This window comes from Streptomyces swartbergensis (genome assembly GCF_002148965.1).
Classification (GTDB): Bacteria; Actinomycetota; Actinomycetes; order Streptomycetales; family Streptomycetaceae; genus Streptomyces; species Streptomyces swartbergensis.
Map to the genome: position 1 here is coordinate 1 of NZ_NGFN01000058.1, position 16,009 is coordinate 16,009.

Here is a 16,009-nt window from a genome sequence, read left to right on the forward strand (position 1 = left end):
CCCGGCTTCCCCCGCCGAACCGGTTCTGCCTCCCCCGGGGACCGCCACCGGAGAAGCACCTGACCCGGCTTCCCCGGCCACCACGACCGGACCACGACCAGCCTCTACCCCTCCTTGGTGTCCAGCATCATGACCACTCCTCAGCCTCGTAGGTACTGACGACCGCAATGGTTCCCGCTGGGACCCCGGGCAGCGTGGCCACGCGGGACGCCACCGCCAGAAGATCTCCCTGACTGGCTCCAGTGATGAAGAAGACGTAGACGTCCCGGTGCGTCGTCGACGACGGCTGGCCCCTACGACGAGCCGCGGAGCGCTTCCAGGTCAGCCACACCACCGCCGCCCGCTGGGCAGGCCGCTTCCGGCTGCACGGGACAGCAGGCATGCACGACCGCTCCAGCCGCCCGCACCACCAGCCGTTGCGCACCCCGGCCACGGTCGAAGAGCAGATCGTCCGCCTGCGCTGCGAGCACCGCATCGGCCCTGTCCGGCTGGCCGCCCGATGCGGCACCGCCGCCTCCACCGCCCACCGCATCCTCGTCCGGCGCCACCTGCCCGCGCTGGCAGCCACCGACCGGGCCACCAGCGAACCCATCCGCCGCTACGAACGCGCCCAGCCCGGCGAACTGGTCCACATCGACGTCAAGAAACTCGGCCGCATCCCCGACGGCGGCGGCCACAAGATGCTGGGCCGTGCGGCCGGCAGCCCGAACAAAGACCACCGCAACGGCGCCGGATACGCCTGCCTGCACACCGCCCTGGACGACCACTCCCGCCTGGCCCACACCGAAGACCTGCCCGACGAGACCGCCCCGACCTGCGCAGGCTTCCTCACCCGTGCAACCTCCTGGTTCGCCGAACGCGGCATCACCGTCGAACGGGTCCTGACCGACAACGCCTGGGCCTACACCAAGAACACCTGGCGCGACACCTGCCACGACCTGGGCATCAGCCCACGCTGGACCCGACCCTGGCGACCACAGACCAACGGGAAGGTGGAACGCTTCCACCGCACCCTTCCGGAGGAGTGGGCCTACCACCGGCCCTACACCTCAGACACCGAATGCCAGGCCGCGTTCCCCGACTGGCTGGACTGGTACAACTACCACCGACCCCACACCGGCATCGGCGGCCACACCCCAGCCAGCCGCGTCACCAACCTGCCCGGACAGCACACCTAGACGCCCGCGCACCCCGTGCCCGTCGACGCTGAAGGCCCGCGCACCTGAAGCCCTCTGCTTGGCATTCCGCCCGCCCCGTCCCATGCCCAGCCACAGGGCGGGCCGTGCCGCCGGCGCCGCCAGCGCGACGTGGACGGCGCACGGCTGCCCCCTACTGATCCGATCCCCGCTTCCGCAGTCCCTCTGTGCTCAATCCGCGTCCTGCCACGGAGGTGTTGTCGGTCTCCGCCGCCGACGGCACTCCCCTGTCCGTCTACCGCGATATCCCCGCCCACCCGCGGTCCGACGGTGCGACGATCGTGCTGGTGCACGGCGCGTCGGCCACCGCGGGCCTATGGCGCGTCCACGCCCGGCACCTGACCGGCCTGGGGCTTGCAGGTCCTGCGATACGACCAGCGCGCGCACGGCCGCAGCCCGCGCGCCGATGCACCTCTGACCATCGAGCAGCTCGCTGACGACCTGCATCAGATCCTGCTCGTCGTCGCCCCCGCCGGGCCGCTGGTGCTCGCCGGTCATTCCCTGGGCGCCCTCGTCCTGCAAGGAACTCGCCGCCCTGCACCCCCAGCTCCTGCCCCGGATCCGGGGCGTGGTGCTGCTGTCGGCCACCGCCCACGCAGCGAGCGTTGTGCCCGGCCGCGGCCCGCGTGCCCTGCTCCTGGCCGCCGGACGCGGCCTGTTCGCCCTGGCCTGCACCCACGCGCCCCGAGCTGTGGACCGGGTGCGACGCCTGCTGCCCGACACCCACCGCTACACCCTCACACCTCACCCCAGCGCCGAACCGGCCGAGAGACCGCCGCCGTGCCGCCACGGCGTACGCCACACCCCCACCGCGGATCTCGCCGCGCTCTGGCAGTCCCTGCGCCGCTACCGGGCACGGCACTTGCCCGCGCTGGAGCCCCTCGGCGGACGACCCGCTGCCCGGCCCTCGCCGTGCGCCGCTTCTCCGTCCGCGGTCAGCCCGCCGCGGGCACGGCACTTGCCCGCGCTGGAGCCCCTCGGCGGACGACCCGCTGCCCGGCCCTCGCCGTGCGCCGCTTCTCCGTCCGCGGTCAGCCCGCCGATACGGTTTCGGGGTCTCCGGAACCCTCGCCCGCACCCTTCGGAATGTCACTGTCCGTATCGGCTTTGGCCTGAACTCCCACCGCGGAGTCGGTCGGCACCCGCCGCGCGGGCGGCAGCGGGGGTGCCCTCACTGGGCTCCGCCCACGGGTGGGTCTCCAGGTTGAAGGTGGCCCAGTGGATCGGCAGCGGCACGCCGTGCGGCTCGCCGCCCTGAAGGTCGGCTTGTGTGACCCCGATGCAGCTAGGTGCACAACAACTTGCTGCACGCGGCACAGGTGGCGGGCCGACTTGCGGATGGGGCACGGTAATTCACGTGCCTGCCGAATGGTTGTACCGCGAAATAACCATCTCCATGCCAGTCCGATCGGCCTTTCGGAATAGGCACTTGAGGGATCCAGGTACGCCCGGATGATTCGTTGCCGACGCACGACTTCTGCGCTGAGCAGAACGAATTGAGGAACGATGCAGAGTCTTCACATGCCGACCGAAGCAAAACCCGATTCCCTGATCGAACAGGTGACGCCGGAGCGCATCGGTGGGCAGTGCCGTACGCACCTGGCGAGCACCCCCGCGGAGCTCCTGAGCGCGCTGCCGCTGACCGCGGCCGCGGCGCGTTCGGTGAGCGCCGGCCGTCGGATGACCCGCCGTGTGCTGAGCGGTGACGACGACCGTCTGCTCGTCGTGGTCGGCCCGTGCTCGATCCACGACGTGAACGCCGGCCTGGCGTACGCGAAGTCCCTGGCCGAACTGGCCGCCGACCTCGCCGACGACCTGGCGGTGGTCATGCGGGTGTACGTCGAGAAGCCCCGCACCACGGTCGGCTGGACCGGGCTGCTCACCGACCCGGGGCTGGACGGCAGCCTGGATCTCAACCTGGGGCTGCGCACGGCCCGGACGCTGATGCTGGAGGTCGCCGAACTGGGGCTGCCCATCGCGACGGAGTGGCTGAGCCCGGCGGCTCCGGCGTACCTGGCCGACCTGGTCTCGTGGGGCGCCATCGGCGCACGGACCGTGGAGAGCCAGGTGCACCGGCAACTGGCGAGCGGTCTGGCCATGCCCGTGGGCATGAAGAACGGCAGCAACGGCTCGGTGGGCGTTGCCGTCGACGCCATCCGGTCCGCGGCCGCCTCCCACGCCTACCTCGGCATCGCCCCGGACGGCAGGCCGGTCACCCTGCGCACGAGCGGGAATCCCGACTGCCATGTGGTGCTCCGGGGCGCGTCGGGCCGGCCCAACTACCGTGCCGAGGACGTGCGCGAGACGGCGCGCCTGCTGAAGGCGGCCGCACTGCCGACCGGCCTGGTCATCGACGCCAGCCACGGCAACAGCGACAAGGACCACGACCGACAGGCCTTGGTCGCCCGGGAGATAGGGGCCCAGGTCGCGACCGGCGACACGGACATCCGCGGCGTCATGCTGGAGGGCTTCCTGATCCCCGGGCGCCAGGAACTCGGCCTGGACGAGCCCGTGTTCGGCCAGAGCGTCACCGACGCCTGCATGGGCTGGGACGCCACCGTCGACGTGCTGCGGGACCTCGCGGCCGCGACCCGCCGGCGCCGCGCCGCGACGGCCGCCGCCCGCTGACCGACTCATCACCGTACGCCCCGTGACTCGCCGGAAGGAACAGGAGAGCGGCATGCTGGACATCCCCGCGCTGGGGCCGACCGGGCCCTATCGGACGCGGAACCGCACCACCGTGACGGACGCCTCGGGCAACCCGGCATTCGAACTGGCGTCGGTTCCGGGCCTGGTCGTCTCCCACTGGATCGATCAGCTGCGCGTGAGCGCGCCTCTGCCCGTCGCGGAGACGGCGGAGGTCCTCAGGAAGGCGGCCGACGTCTTCGAGAGCCAGTTGATCCTGGGAGACGATCCGGCAGCCCACGAGCGGCGGGTGGCGGAGCTGACGGGCACGCCCATTCCCATCGTGCGCGAGTGCGACAGGCTCATCACGGCGACCCTGCGCGACGTGGGACGGATGCCGTCCGCGGCCCGGCCCACGGGCTGCGCCCCGATCGGCACCGCCGTGTCCGACGCGCCGTCGGCGGGCGCCGCGTGGCGCCGCACCGGTGACGTCTTCGCCGTGCACGCGGCCGGCAACAGCCCGGGGGTGCACGCCATGTGGCCCGAGGCACTGGCACTCGGCTACCGGGTCGTCGTCCGCCCCTCCAACCGGGACCCGCTCACCCCGCTCCGCCTCGTCACCGCGCTGCGGGAGGCCGGGCTGCCGGCGACGCAGCTGGTCGTGGCGCCCTGCGACCACGCGACGGCGGATCTGATCATCGAGCGCTCGGATCTCGCCATGGTGTACGGCGGTCAGGACGTCGTGGACAAGTACCGGGGCCGCGCCGACATCCGGCCGCAGGGCCCGGGCCGCTCGAAACTGGTCGTGACTGCCGACGCGGACCGGCACGCCGGGCTGGAGCTCGCCCACACGGGCGCGCTCTACCACGCGGGAACCGCGTGCACCGCGACCACGGGCGTGCTGGTCGAAGACGATCCGGCGGGATTCGCCGCCGAACTGGCCACCGCGCTGGGCAAGGTGGCACCGGGCCGCCCCCTGGACGACGAGGCGCTTCTGCCGTGCATGCCGGAGGCCGACGCCGAGCGGCTGGCGTCAGCGGTCCTGAACCGGGCGCAGGACGCGATCGTGCACCTGGCACCGAGGGTCGAGCGGCTCGGTGGCGAGGGCTCCCTGTCGACCGTGACGCCGGCGGTCGTGGAACTGGCCTCCCCGAAGGACCCGCTGCTGTCGTACGAGATGCCCTTCCCGTGCGTGTGGGTCGCCCCGTTCGAGCGCGGTGCGACGGACGTCCTCGACGGCTCGCTGGTGCTGTCGCTGCACACCGAGGATCTGGAACTGGTCGCCGCGGCCTCGGATCTCGGCTCGGTGTCCAACGTGTACCGGAGCCTGCCGACCTCGTGGACCCATCCGGACGTCCCGCACGACGGGTTCCTCGGCGAGTTCCTGATGCGCGCCAAGGGGCTGGCCCAGACGGAAGCGAACGAGAAAAGGAGTGACAAGTGAAGATCAACTCCAGGAGTGACCTGGACTTCATGGAGCGGATACAGCAGGAGGTGACGGCTCACCGCCGCGCATCCCCTTCCGACGACGCCTACTACGGGTCGAAGCTGGCCGAGGCCTGGCAGCGTGCGCGGCAGACGTCCGCCTACGCCTCGCTCGACGCGTTCTCGATGCGGGCGTTCCTCGACCTGCCCGCGATGTCCAAGGACGACCTCAAGTCCCGGCCCCTCGACTTCCTGCGGGTACCGGTCGACACAGGTCTGAAGTACTACCAGACCACGGGGACGACAGGGACCCCCACGCCCACGCCGCGCACGGCCCAGGACATGATCGCCAATACCGTGTCCGTCGCCGAGGCCTGGCGCGGCATGCTGGCGGACAGCGGTCACCGCGCCCTGATCCTGCTGCCCTCGGACATCGTGCCGGTGGCCGACCTGATGGTCGGCGTCTGCGAGTTCCTGGGAATTCCCCACGTCAAGGCCTACCCGTACACCACCGGGATCTCCGACTGGGACCGCATCGTCGGACTGTGGGAGGTCTTCCGGCCGACCGTGCTGTTCGTGGCGCCCGGTGTGCTCCTGGAGTTCTCCCAGGTCGTCAGGAGGCGCGGCCTGCTGGACCGGCTGAGCGAGTCCGTCGAACTCCTCATGCTGCTCGGCGAAGTGAGCACCCCCGAGCTGCGCACCATGGCGGGGCACTGGTGGAACGCGCGTGCCTACGACGCGAGTTACGGCAGCACCGAGAGCGGCACGCTGGCCGCGTGCTGCGCGCACGACCGGCTGCACCTGCTGCGCGGGGCCAACTACTTCGAGATCGCGGACGAGGACGGCATCACGCCCGCCGAGGCCGGACGCGACGGCCGGCTCGTCGTCACCCCGCTCAACAACGACGCCCGCCCCCTGCTCCGCCTCGACATGGGCGACGAGGTGTCCCTGACGGACGGCTGCCGCTGCGGCGAGGACACCCCGGTGGTCACGGTCCACGGCCGGGGCAGCGACGGGACCGAGATCAAGGGCAGCCGGGTCCGCACCCGCGACCTCGAAGGCGTCGTCTACGCGGGCCGCGACGTCATGGGCTACCTGATCGAGGTCGACGAGCGCGGCACCTGGGCCCGGCTGCTGCTGGAGCGGGACCCGGGCACCGACCGGGACGCCGAGTCCGCGAAGAACGACCTCATCCAGCGGCGTACGGACGAACGCCTCGGCTTCCGGTGGGACGAGGTCCGGTTCGTCAACCGGCTGCCGGTGACGACGAAGAGCGGCGGTTCCCAGAAGAGCTGGAAGCGGTCCAACTTCCGGGTCGTGGACGAGGTGGTGCCGGCATGACGTACGACACGCTGCTGAGGTCGTCCGGAGTGGTCTCCGGGGAGTCCGACCTGTGGTGCACGTACGCGGCCGTGCGGACCCTCAGCTGGCTCGGCCGCGTCGGCGACCTGCCGTCCCCCGAGACCGTCGCCGGCTTCCTCGCCTCCCGGCAGAACTCCGACGGCGGATTCGCGTGGTCGGCCGGCATGAGCTCCGACGCCTGGGCCACCTACTACTGCACCCAGGCCCTGGCCGATCTGCCGGCCGGCAGCCGTGGCACGGTCCGCGGGTCGAGCTCCGCGTGGGTGTGGAGCGCCGCCCACCCGGACGGCGGGTTCGCGATGACGCCCGGTCAGGCGTCGGACGTGTGGGCCACCTACTACGCCGTACGCACCCTGGTGGAGATCTATGGCGAGCGCCCGCCTCAGGCGCTGTTCGACTGGCTGGCGACGCTTCAGGCCGAGGACGGCGGACTGGCCTGGAGTCCGGCCCACGCGAAGGGCGGCGCGTCCGACGTGCGGGCCTGCTACTACGCCGTCACCGCCTGGCGCACGGCCACCGGCGGAGAGGGTCCGCTGCCGTGGGACCGCGAGCGGCTCACGAGCTGGCTCAAGGGCCGGCAGAGCGCGGCCGGCGGGTTCACCTTCCAGGAGGGCGACGACACGGACTGTCTGTGGGCGACGTTCCGGGCCACCAGTGCCCTGAGCCGCCTCGACGAGACCCCGCGGGACCCCGAGGGCTGCGTCGCCTGGATTCTGGCCCGGCTGGGGCCGGAGGGGTCGTTCACCCGGTGGCCCGGCTATCCGGTGCAGGACGTGTGGGCCGCGTTCTGCGGGGTGGGAGCGCTCAGGGAACTCGGCGCCGAGCTCGACGACATCGCCGACGGGGTGGTCGAAACCGTGCTGTCCTTCCGGACCGCTCAGGGCGGCTTCACCTATCGCACCCCCGGCCTCGCCTCGGACGTCCTCACCACCTCGGCCCACCTGATGGCCGGCCACTTCTCGGAAACCGGGGAGCGCGAGGCCCTGCGGTGGACGGAGAGCTGCGTGCTGCCCAACGAGAACGGCATCATGTACATGCCCGGTCGAGGGAGTGAGGTGCGGTGCACGCTCTGGGCCCTGTCGGCGGGGGCGTTCGAGGAGGACGCCCCGGCCCGTACCCGGATCGCGGGTTGGCTCACCGGTACCATCCAGAACCCCGACGGCGGCTTCGGCTACTGGGAGGGCCGCGCGTCCGACATGGTGTCGACGGCCGCCGCCGCCGAGATCCTCCACCGGATCGGCGGGGACTCCGTCGCCGGCCACCTGCGGGACATCGCCGAATACGTGGCTTCCTGCGAGACGGCACCCGGCCAGTACGCCAACGTGCCCGGCGGCCGGTCCACCCTGCGGGCCACCCTGCAGGCGCTCCGGGCGCAGCACCGGTCGGTCGGGGCGGACGGCGCCCTCGTCGGTGAGGCCCTCGCCCGGCACCGGGTCCGCGGCGGCGGATACGCGAACGAGGGCAACCGGGTCCCCGACCTGCTGAGCACCTACGAAGCCGTGCTGGCGGCGGACGCGTTCGGCCTCGAGTGGGACGCCGGCCATCTGGCGAAGTTCCTGGACAGCGTGCGCACGGCTGACGCCGGGTTCGCCTGGACCCCCCTGATGGCCACGAGCGGCGGCCCGCTCGCCGACTGCCTGGGACGGCGTCTGGAGCTGCGCCTGTCGCCCGAACGGCACGCCCTGCCGCCGCTGACCCTCTCGTGAAAGGCACGCGATCTTGCCGACCGTCGATGTGACCAGCACCCCGTTGACCCCCTCCGCGCGCCTGAGGGCCGCGCTGCGCCTCACCCGGTGGATGGCCGCGCACGGTTCCGACGCAGCGCACGTCGTGGTCTCCTTCCGGACCGCGGAACCCATGGAGTACTTCGCCGGCGGGATGCCGCTGACGACCTACGAGGACGACACGGGCCAGGACAAGCACGCCCGGTGGGCGTCCGTCGTGTGCCACATCCATCCCGACCGCGACCACACGTACCGGGCGGAGCTGGCCGAGGAGATCGGGCAGGCGCTCGGTCTCGACACGGACACCGCCCACCTGACGGTCCGGTTCCAACCCACCCAGCCCGACCGGGTGTTCTACCTGGAGTCGGGGTCGATGACGAGCGGCGACCCGCTACCGGCCGGCCGCTGACAGAAGAAAGGTTCCCCCATGCACACCATTGACCAGACCGAGATCAGCAACCGCGTCCTGGCCGTCCTCGAGAAGCGCTTCGGCGACGCCGCCCGCACGCTGGCCGCGGACGCGGACCTGTCCGACGCGCTGCCGGGCTTCGACAGCCTGGCGGCCCTCGAGTACGTCACCGCCGTCGAGGGCGAGTTCGGCATCGAGGTCGACTTCGTCGGCGACGACGTGCGCTACTGGTTCAGCACGCTCGGCCGGACCACCGAGTACGTGCGCGACCGCGTCGAGGACATGGCGGCATGACGGAGACGGTGGCTCGTACGCACGCGTCCCGGGCCGAGGGCCGCCCCGACGAGATCCCCTTCGACACCTCCGGCAGCACGGGAGTCTCGCGTCGCTGGTTCCGACTCCCCCACCAGATGGAGCGCGAGGTGGAGCTGATCGGCACGCAGCTGGTCGGCCCGGTCGATCGCGTCCTCAACTACGCCCCGCCGCAGCACCTGTTCGGCGCGCTGTTCGGACAGTGGCTGCCCCGCATGGCGGGCGTCCCCGTCCACCAGGCGTGGGCCGACCCGTTCGCGCCCCTGCCGGTCTCCCCCGGCGAGCGGGTCCTGGCCGTCTGCATCCCGATGGCCTGGAACCTGCTGCGCCGTAACCGGCCGGTGCTGGAACGCGCGAGCTCGGTCGTCGCCCTGCACAGCTCGGCGGCCCCGCCGCCCACGGCCCATGAACTCGTCCGCCGAGCCGCTCCGCTGCTCCGGGCGTACGAGATCCTGGGGTCGACCGAGACCGGAGGCCTCGCCCACCGGCCTCTGCTCCCCGAAGGGAGCGACGCGGGCCCCTGGCAGGCCTTCCCCGACGTGTCCTTCGTACGGGACGGCGACGCACCGGCGCGAGGGCCGGAGGAACTGGTGATCCGGGGCCCGCGCCTGGCCCGCCCGGAGCGCGGGACGCGACCGCCCGCCCAGTGGGCCACCGGCGACCTGGTGGAATTCACCGGACCCCGCGCTTTCCGGCTCGTCGGGCGCGGCAGCTCCCTGATCAAGGTGAACGGAATCAAGGTCCATCTCGCCAGGGTCGACGAGCAGCTGAACGCCCGCCTGCCGCAGGCGGAATGCGTCGTGCTGCCCCTGCCCGACGACTCGCTCGCCGGCGAGGCATACGTGGTCTTCTGGTCCGGCCGGGGCAACGCGGTGGGCGTCGCGGACATCAGAGCGGCTCTCCGGGATTTCCCGAGCCCGTCGCAGATCGTGGAACTGGCGGGCATCCCGAGGACTTCGACCGGAAAGCCGGACCGGAACGCCCTTTTCGCGGAGATCGACCCCGCCTCCGTGTGAATTCCTCCCCGCGCTTCTGAAGCACACATCATTCCCGCGCTTCTGAAGCACACATCATTCGAAACAACACATCATTGGAGTGTTCGACTCTGTCCAGGTTGATCGTGGTGACCGGCGCGAGCGCCGGCATCGGCAAGGCCACAGCGAAGCGGTTCGCCGAGAACAACGACAAGGTGCTCCTGATCGCACGTCAGGAGAAGCGCCTCACGCAGGCAGCGGAGGAGATCGAGTCGAGCGTGCCGGGAGCGGACGTCGAGCCGCTCGCCCTCGACATGTCCGACGCCGGGTCGGCAGAGGTCCTGCAGAGCCATGTCAGGGCTACGGGACTGCCCGTCAGCGGGCTGCTGTGCTGCGCGGGCGCGGTCCCGCAGTCCGAAGGCGCGGACACGCAGGACGTGAAGTCGGTCCTGACGGAATGGCGGGAGGCGTACCGGGCGAACGTCATGACCTCGGTCGTCGCCGTGGAGGGACTGCTGCCCCTCATGGCCGACGGCGGCAGCATCGTGCTCTACAGCTCCATCGCCGCCTACCGGGGCTCCGGCGGGACGGGTGGCTACGGCGCCGCGAAGGCGGCCCTCCACTCGTACGTCCACACCCTCGCGACGCGTCTGGGGTCGCGCGGCATCAGCGCCAACGCGATCGCGCCGGGATACGTCGCGGACACCGACCTCTTCGGCGGCCGCCTCCCGGCCGCTCGGGAGACCATGCTCGTCCGGCAGACCGCGCTGGGACGCGCGGGAGATCCGGTGGACGTCGCGGAGCTCGGCTTCTACCTGTGCTCGAAGCCCGGTGGCTATGTCACCTCGCAGATTCTCCAGATCAACGGCGGTTCGCACCACGGCGTCTGACGGCCCGCCTCCTCTCATCCCGTCCACTCAAGAACGAGAAAGCACGGTGACATGCCATGAACGCCCGCGAACAAGCCGACGCGCACGTCCGAGCCATGATGCGCTGGCACTTCGACCCGGCCACGGGCTCCCGGTACTGGCTGGAGCGCCGCGACCGGCTGGGTTTCGATCCGGTCGAGGACGTGCGGTGCGTCGACGACCTGCTGAAGTTTCCCAACCTGGTGGACGAGCTCCGGGACGTCCCGGTCGAGGACCTGATCCCGCGCGGCCTGGACGCGACGGAGAAGGTGTCCGCCGTGTACGAGAGCGGAGGCACCACCGGGGCTCCCAAGCGCTTCCTGATGTTCGAGAACTGGTTCGACCAGTACATGGCGTGGGAGAACTCCCACTACACCGACGACGGCCAGGGACACACGCTGGCCGTGGCACCCAGCGGCCCCCACATGCTCGGCGAGTACTCCCGGAGGATCGCGCAGGCCAGGGGCGGGATCCGGTTCTCCATCGACCTGGATCCCCGCTGGGTCAAGCGCCTCATCGCCGCCGGTGACACCGCCGGCGCGGGCGCCTACGTCGACCACCTCGTCGACCAGGCCGAACTGGTCCTGCGGTCACAGGACATCGCGTTCCTGATCACGACGCCTCCGCTGCTCGCCCGGCTGGCCGAACGGGCCTCGGTCCGCGCGCTGATCGAGGAGAAGGTGCGCCTGGTGATCTGGACCGGAGCGCACATGGACCCCGACACCCTGGACTACCTGTCCGCGGAGCTCTTCCCCAAGACGCGGTTCCGCGGGTCGTACGGCAGCACCTCCGTCCTCAGTGGCACGGTCCAGCGCCCCGACCCGGAGGGCACGGGCGACATGGTCTTCGACTCCTACGCCCCCTACGTCTTCTACCGCGTGGTCGACCCCTCGACCGGCCGGCCGGTCGAGTTCGGGTCGGAGGGGGCCGTGGTCATGAACTACCTCACCAGGTACGGCCTCGTGCCCAACAGCCTCGAACGCGACCTGGCCACACGGGTCCCCAGCCCCACAGGGGCCGGGGACTCCCTGCGGAACGTTCGTCCGGTCGCCGAGGTGGACGGCAAGAAGCTGATCGAGGGCGTCTACTAGGGACGCTTCCCTCGATGCGGGGAGGAGCAGTACGCATGCCGCACGTGTCCACGGTCCCGGATCTCGAACTCGACGGAACCGGCCTGTCACCCCGCGCGGTCGCCGCGGCCGCGCGCCGTGGGGGCGGCGACACCGGAGTGACGCTCGGTGCCGAGGCCGTCGAGCGGATGCGGGCCTCCGTCGGCCTCAAGAACACACTCCTGGCCCGGGAGATCCCCATCTACGGCGTGACCACGGGCTTCGGAGACAGCTGCGTCCGGCAGATCTCGCCGGACAAGGCGCACGAACTCCAGCGCAACCTCGTGCTCTACCACCTCAACGGCACGGGACCGGCGGCCGTACCGGCGGTCGCCCGGGCCACCATGATCATCAGGGCCAACGCGCTGGCGAGGGGTGTCTCGGCGATCCGGCCGGAGGCGGTGTCGGCCCTGCTGGAGTGCCTGGGCCGGGACGTTCTGCCGCTGATCCCCGAACGCGGTTCGCTGGGCGCCAGCGGTGATCTCGTACCGCTGTGCTACCTGGCCGCGGCACTGATCGGAGAAGGGCAGGTCCTGCACCGCGGCACCGTGCGTCCGGCGATCGACGCCCTGCGCGAGGAGGGCATCGAGCCAGTGCGGCTCGCGCCCAAGGAGGGCATCGCGCTGATCAACGGAACCTCCTTCGCCGCCGCGTACGCGGTCCTCGCCGCCTGGGACGCGCGGGAGTTGGCCTTCGTCGCCGAACTCGCGACGGCCATGACGCTGGAGGCTCTGCACGGCAACGCGTCCGCGCTGCATCCTTTCGTCCACGCCGCCAAGCCGCACGACGGACAGGTCCGCTCCGCCGAGGTCGTCCGGACCCTGCTGGCGGGGTCGCGGCTCGCCACGTCCTTCGACGACATCCTGGTGCGCCGCGAGACGCTGGCCGGGCGCGGCTACCTCCAGCTGAACGAGAGGATCCAGGACAAGTACTCGGTGCGCTGCGCCCCGCAGATCATCGGCATCGCCCGGGACACGCTCGAGTGGGCGGAGAGCTGGCTCGACACCGAGATCAACTCCGCCACCGACAATCCCCTGTTCGACGTCGACGAGTCCGGACTCCACCTCGGCGGAAACTTCTACGCGGGCCATGTCGGACAGGCCATGGACAGCCTGAAGACCGCGGTGGCCGGCCTGGCCAACCTGCTCGACCGTCAGCTCGCGCTCGTCGTGGACGAGAAGTTCAACGAGGGTTTGCCGCCCAACCTGGTCGTCGCACGCCACGCGGACGATCCCGAGGCCGGGCTGCACCACGGGTTCAAGGGAATGCAGATTGCGGCCTCGGCCGTCACCGCCGAAGCCCTCAAACAGACAGGGCCGGTGTCGGTGTTCTCGCGCTCCACGGAGGCGCACAACCAGGACATCGTCAGCATGGGCACCATCTCGGCCCGTGACGCGCGCACCGTCAACGGCTTGGTGCGTGAAGTGGCGGCCATCCATCTGCTCGCCCTTGCCCAGGCGATCGATCTGCGAGGCGTCGAGAAGGCGTCACCGGCCGTCCGGGCGGTGCACGGGCTCATCCGGGAGCACAGCGCCTTCGTCACTCACGATCGCCGGCTGGATCAGGACATCGAGGCGGTGATCGGCCTCATCGAGACCGGGGCGCTGCGGCGCGCCGCCGGGTTCGCCGACAACGCCTGAAGAAACCGAAGCACCGCGATGGGCGTGGTGCGTGACCGAGGAGTTCCCTCTCATGCCGAAGAAGAAGTTCGCCCTGTTCAGTGCTGCCGGGACCGCGGTGCTGGCACTGGGAGTGTCCGCCGTGCTCGCCGTTCCGGCGCAGGCCAGGTCCGAGAAGGTCATCGACCTGGCCGTGGTCAACGACGGGGTCGTGAAGACCGACGTCGGCAAGCACGGGTTGAGCGTCGGAGACGAGTTCATCTACGCCGACAAGCTCTTCCAGGACGGCAAGCAGGTCGGCCAGGACGGCAGTTCCTGCCAGGTGACCAAGCTGGACGGCGAGAAGATCACCACCAACTGCGTCCTGTCGGTGCAACTGCCGGACGGGCAGATCACCGCGCAGTCGCTGTGGACCAAGGGCACCGACACGGTGCGGATGGCCGTCACCGGGGGCACCGGCGCCTACCGCGGCGCCACCGGCGAACTGACGTGCAACGACATCCAGACCCCGCACGAGACCTACCGCATCACGCTGGACAGGCCCTAGATGTATTGATCACGAGCGTTGTCAACACTGTCCGGGCTTGATCATGGCGAAGACCTCCGGGTGCGCACCCTGGGCCGGGTCTCGCTGCCACGCTGCCCCCGAAGTGCGGCGTATGCCGGTGTGGGGTCACGCGTCCAGGAGGGCCGTATCAGGGACAGGCGCAGCGCTGCCCCCTACGGCTCGGTCTGCCTGAAGTCGCGCGCGCCGGGCACGCTGGTTCCATCCCCGTTTTCCGTATCCGCCGTCCATTTCTGTCGCCCACATCCGATCCATGACCGAACGCACGACCGATTCCATGACCGATTTCAGCTCCGATTCCAGGTTCGATTCCGGGTCCCGACAGGGACGACACAGTGAGGAGCAGTGCACGATGAGCGTGACGCAGTCCGGGACGGGCGCGGAAACCAAGGGGAGCGCGGGTATCCGGGGTGAGCCGGGGCAGGCGGGCTCGGCCACCGCGGCTCTGGTCGCTGCCGTCCTCGGCTTCTTCGTGATCACACTCGACGTCTCCGGTGTCAATGTGGCGCTGCCCGCCGTGGGGCACGACATCGGCGGCTCGTTGTCCGGGCTCCAGTGGGTCGCTGACAGCTACACCCTGATGTTCGCGGCGCTGATGCTCTCCGCCGGCGCGTTCTCGGACGCGGTCGGCGCGCGGCGCGCGTACGGCTGGGGGATCGCTGTCTTCACCCTCGCCTCGCTGGCCTGCGCGGTGGCGCCGACGCTCGGCGCGCTGACGGCGGCGCGGGTGGTGCAGGGGGGCGCGGCAGCGGTGATGGTGCCCGCCTCGCTGGCGCTGATCCGGCAGGCGTTCCCCGATCCGGACGCGCGGGCGCGCGGCATCGCCCTGTGGACGGTCGGCGGCGCGGTGGCCATCGCCGCGGGGCCCGTCCTGGGCGGGCTGCTCACCACGGAATGGAGCTGGCGTGCCGTGTTCTGGCTCAACGTGCCTGCCGGGCTTGCCGCTTTCCTGACCCTGATGCGAGCGGCACGCTCCCCGCGCCACCACGTCAGGTTCGACCTGCCGGGACAGTTGACGGCGGTCGTGGCGCTGGCCGCGCTGACCTTCGCCGTGATCGAGGGCGGGCACGACGGGCTCACCCCTACGGTGCTGGCCGCGGCCGGGGTCGCGGTGGTGGCCGGGGCCGGTTTCGTGGTCGTCGAGGCGCGGCGGCGCGCGCCGATGCTGCCGCTGGAGCTGTTCCGGCAACGCGAGGTCAGCGTGCCGGTCGTCGCGGGCTTCGCCTGCAACGCCGCCTTCTACGGCGGGGTGTTCGTGCTGAGCCTCTTCTTCCAGGAGCAGCGGGGGCAGTCGGCGTTCTCCGCCGGGCTGATGTTCGTGCCGATGGCGGTGGTCACCGCCTTCTTCAACTACTTCTCGCCGCGGGCGGTCTCCCACTACGGCCCGCGGAAGGTGGTCGTCACAGGGCTGCTGATCACCGCGGTGGGCAGTGGCGGGCTGGCCGCCGTCGACACGGGCACGCCCCTGTGGGTGACGGCCCTGCTGATGATTCCGCTCGGCATCGGCGGCGCCCTCGCCATGCCGGCGCTGACCTCCCTGATGCTCGACAGTGTCGCCGCCGAGCGCGCCGGCACGGCGGGAGCGCTGCTCAACACCAGCCGCCAGACGGGCGGAGCGCTCAGCATCGCCGTCTTCGGCGCGCTTCTCGCGGGCGACTTCGCGCCGGGGATGCGGGAGAGCCTACTGCTCGGCGCCGGCCTGCTGGTGGCCAACGCGCTGGGCGCGGCGGCCCTGCTGCCGCGACGCTGAGGGACAGCGTCGGGCGTGCCAGGCACCGGCC

At 71.1% G+C, this 16,009-nt stretch carries 13 protein-coding genes and 1 pseudogene; all 14 read left to right on the forward strand.

Annotation, left to right across the window (positions count from 1 at the left end):
- Positions 1-263: 263 nt before the first annotated feature.
- Positions 264-1,178 (forward strand): annotated as a pseudogene (locus CA983_RS12325) (IS481 family transposase); the annotation flags it as partial.
- Positions 1,179-1,550: 372 nt separating this feature from the next.
- Positions 1,551-2,312, forward strand: a complete 762-nt coding sequence (locus tag CA983_RS12330) for an alpha/beta fold hydrolase (RefSeq protein ID WP_244206827.1) — start codon at positions 1,551-1,553, stop codon at positions 2,310-2,312.
- A 405-nt stretch (positions 2,313-2,717) separates the two neighbouring features.
- Positions 2,718-3,824 (forward strand): 3-deoxy-7-phosphoheptulonate synthase, encoded by a 1,107-nt coding sequence (locus CA983_RS12340; protein ID WP_086600937.1) that lies wholly within the window; start codon positions 2,718-2,720, stop codon positions 3,822-3,824.
- A 22-nt stretch (positions 3,825-3,846) separates the two neighbouring features.
- Positions 3,847-5,265: an aldehyde dehydrogenase family protein gene (locus CA983_RS12345; RefSeq protein ID WP_143645484.1), complete on the forward strand. Its 1,419-nt coding sequence runs from the start codon at positions 3,847-3,849 to the stop codon at positions 5,263-5,265.
- The gene (locus tag CA983_RS12350; protein ID WP_086600939.1) at positions 5,262-6,587 is read left to right on the forward strand and encodes a phenylacetate--CoA ligase family protein; all 1,326 of its coding nucleotides are present in this window, start codon (positions 5,262-5,264) and stop codon (positions 6,585-6,587) included. Before CA983_RS12345 ends, CA983_RS12350 begins: the two co-directional genes overlap by 4 nt.
- On the forward strand, positions 6,584-8,314 hold the full coding sequence (locus CA983_RS12355) for a prenyltransferase/squalene oxidase repeat-containing protein (protein WP_086600940.1): 1,731 nt from the start codon (positions 6,584-6,586) through the stop codon (positions 8,312-8,314). Before CA983_RS12350 ends, CA983_RS12355 begins: the two co-directional genes overlap by 4 nt.
- A 13-nt stretch (positions 8,315-8,327) precedes the next feature.
- Entirely contained in the window at positions 8,328-8,741 is a 414-nt protein-coding gene (locus tag CA983_RS12360) for a hypothetical protein (RefSeq protein ID WP_143645485.1), read from the forward strand.
- An 18-nt stretch (positions 8,742-8,759) separates the two neighbouring features.
- Positions 8,760-9,035, forward strand: a complete 276-nt coding sequence (locus CA983_RS12365; RefSeq protein ID WP_086600942.1) for an acyl carrier protein — start codon at positions 8,760-8,762, stop codon at positions 9,033-9,035.
- Positions 9,032-10,069 (forward strand): acyl-CoA synthetase family protein, encoded by a 1,038-nt coding sequence (locus tag CA983_RS12370; RefSeq protein WP_086600943.1) that lies wholly within the window; start codon positions 9,032-9,034, stop codon positions 10,067-10,069. Before CA983_RS12365 ends, CA983_RS12370 begins: the two co-directional genes overlap by 4 nt.
- Before the next feature lie 104 nt (positions 10,070-10,173).
- Positions 10,174-10,917, forward strand: a complete 744-nt coding sequence (locus CA983_RS12375; protein WP_244206830.1) for an SDR family NAD(P)-dependent oxidoreductase — start codon at positions 10,174-10,176, stop codon at positions 10,915-10,917.
- Between the two features lie 56 nt (positions 10,918-10,973).
- Positions 10,974-12,026 (forward strand): phenylacetate--CoA ligase family protein, encoded by a 1,053-nt coding sequence (locus CA983_RS12380; RefSeq protein WP_086600945.1) that lies wholly within the window; start codon positions 10,974-10,976, stop codon positions 12,024-12,026.
- Between the two features lie 35 nt (positions 12,027-12,061).
- Positions 12,062-13,684, forward strand: coding sequence for an HAL/PAL/TAL family ammonia-lyase (locus tag CA983_RS12385; RefSeq protein ID WP_086600946.1), 1,623 nt, complete (start codon positions 12,062-12,064; stop codon positions 13,682-13,684).
- 52 nt (positions 13,685-13,736) lie between these two features.
- The gene (locus CA983_RS12390; protein ID WP_086600947.1) at positions 13,737-14,210 is read left to right on the forward strand and encodes an allene oxide cyclase barrel-like domain-containing protein; all 474 of its coding nucleotides are present in this window, start codon (positions 13,737-13,739) and stop codon (positions 14,208-14,210) included.
- A 370-nt stretch (positions 14,211-14,580) separates the two neighbouring features.
- The gene (locus CA983_RS12395; protein WP_086600948.1) at positions 14,581-15,978 is read left to right on the forward strand and encodes an MFS transporter; all 1,398 of its coding nucleotides are present in this window, start codon (positions 14,581-14,583) and stop codon (positions 15,976-15,978) included.
- Positions 15,979-16,009 lie beyond the last annotated feature (31 nt).

Excerpts from the sequence above, each read along its gene's own strand:
- CA983_RS12380 (WP_086600945.1), top strand. The coding sequence starts at position 10,974 with ATGAACGCCCGCGAACAAGCCGACGCGCACGTCCGAGCCATGATGCGC.
- CA983_RS12340 (WP_086600937.1), top strand. The coding sequence starts at position 2,718 with ATGCCGACCGAAGCAAAACCCGATTCCCTGATCGAACAGGTGACGCCG.
- CA983_RS12395 (WP_086600948.1), top strand. The coding sequence starts at position 14,581 with ATGAGCGTGACGCAGTCCGGGACGGGCGCGGAAACCAAGGGGAGCGCG.
- CA983_RS12390 (WP_086600947.1), top strand. The coding sequence starts at position 13,737 with ATGCCGAAGAAGAAGTTCGCCCTGTTCAGTGCTGCCGGGACCGCGGTG.
- CA983_RS12365 (WP_086600942.1), top strand. The coding sequence starts at position 8,760 with ATGCACACCATTGACCAGACCGAGATCAGCAACCGCGTCCTGGCCGTC.
- CA983_RS12385 (WP_086600946.1), top strand. The coding sequence starts at position 12,062 with ATGCCGCACGTGTCCACGGTCCCGGATCTCGAACTCGACGGAACCGGC.
- CA983_RS12370 (WP_086600943.1), top strand. The coding sequence starts at position 9,032 with ATGACGGAGACGGTGGCTCGTACGCACGCGTCCCGGGCCGAGGGCCGC.
- CA983_RS12355 (WP_086600940.1), top strand. The coding sequence starts at position 6,584 with ATGACGTACGACACGCTGCTGAGGTCGTCCGGAGTGGTCTCCGGGGAG.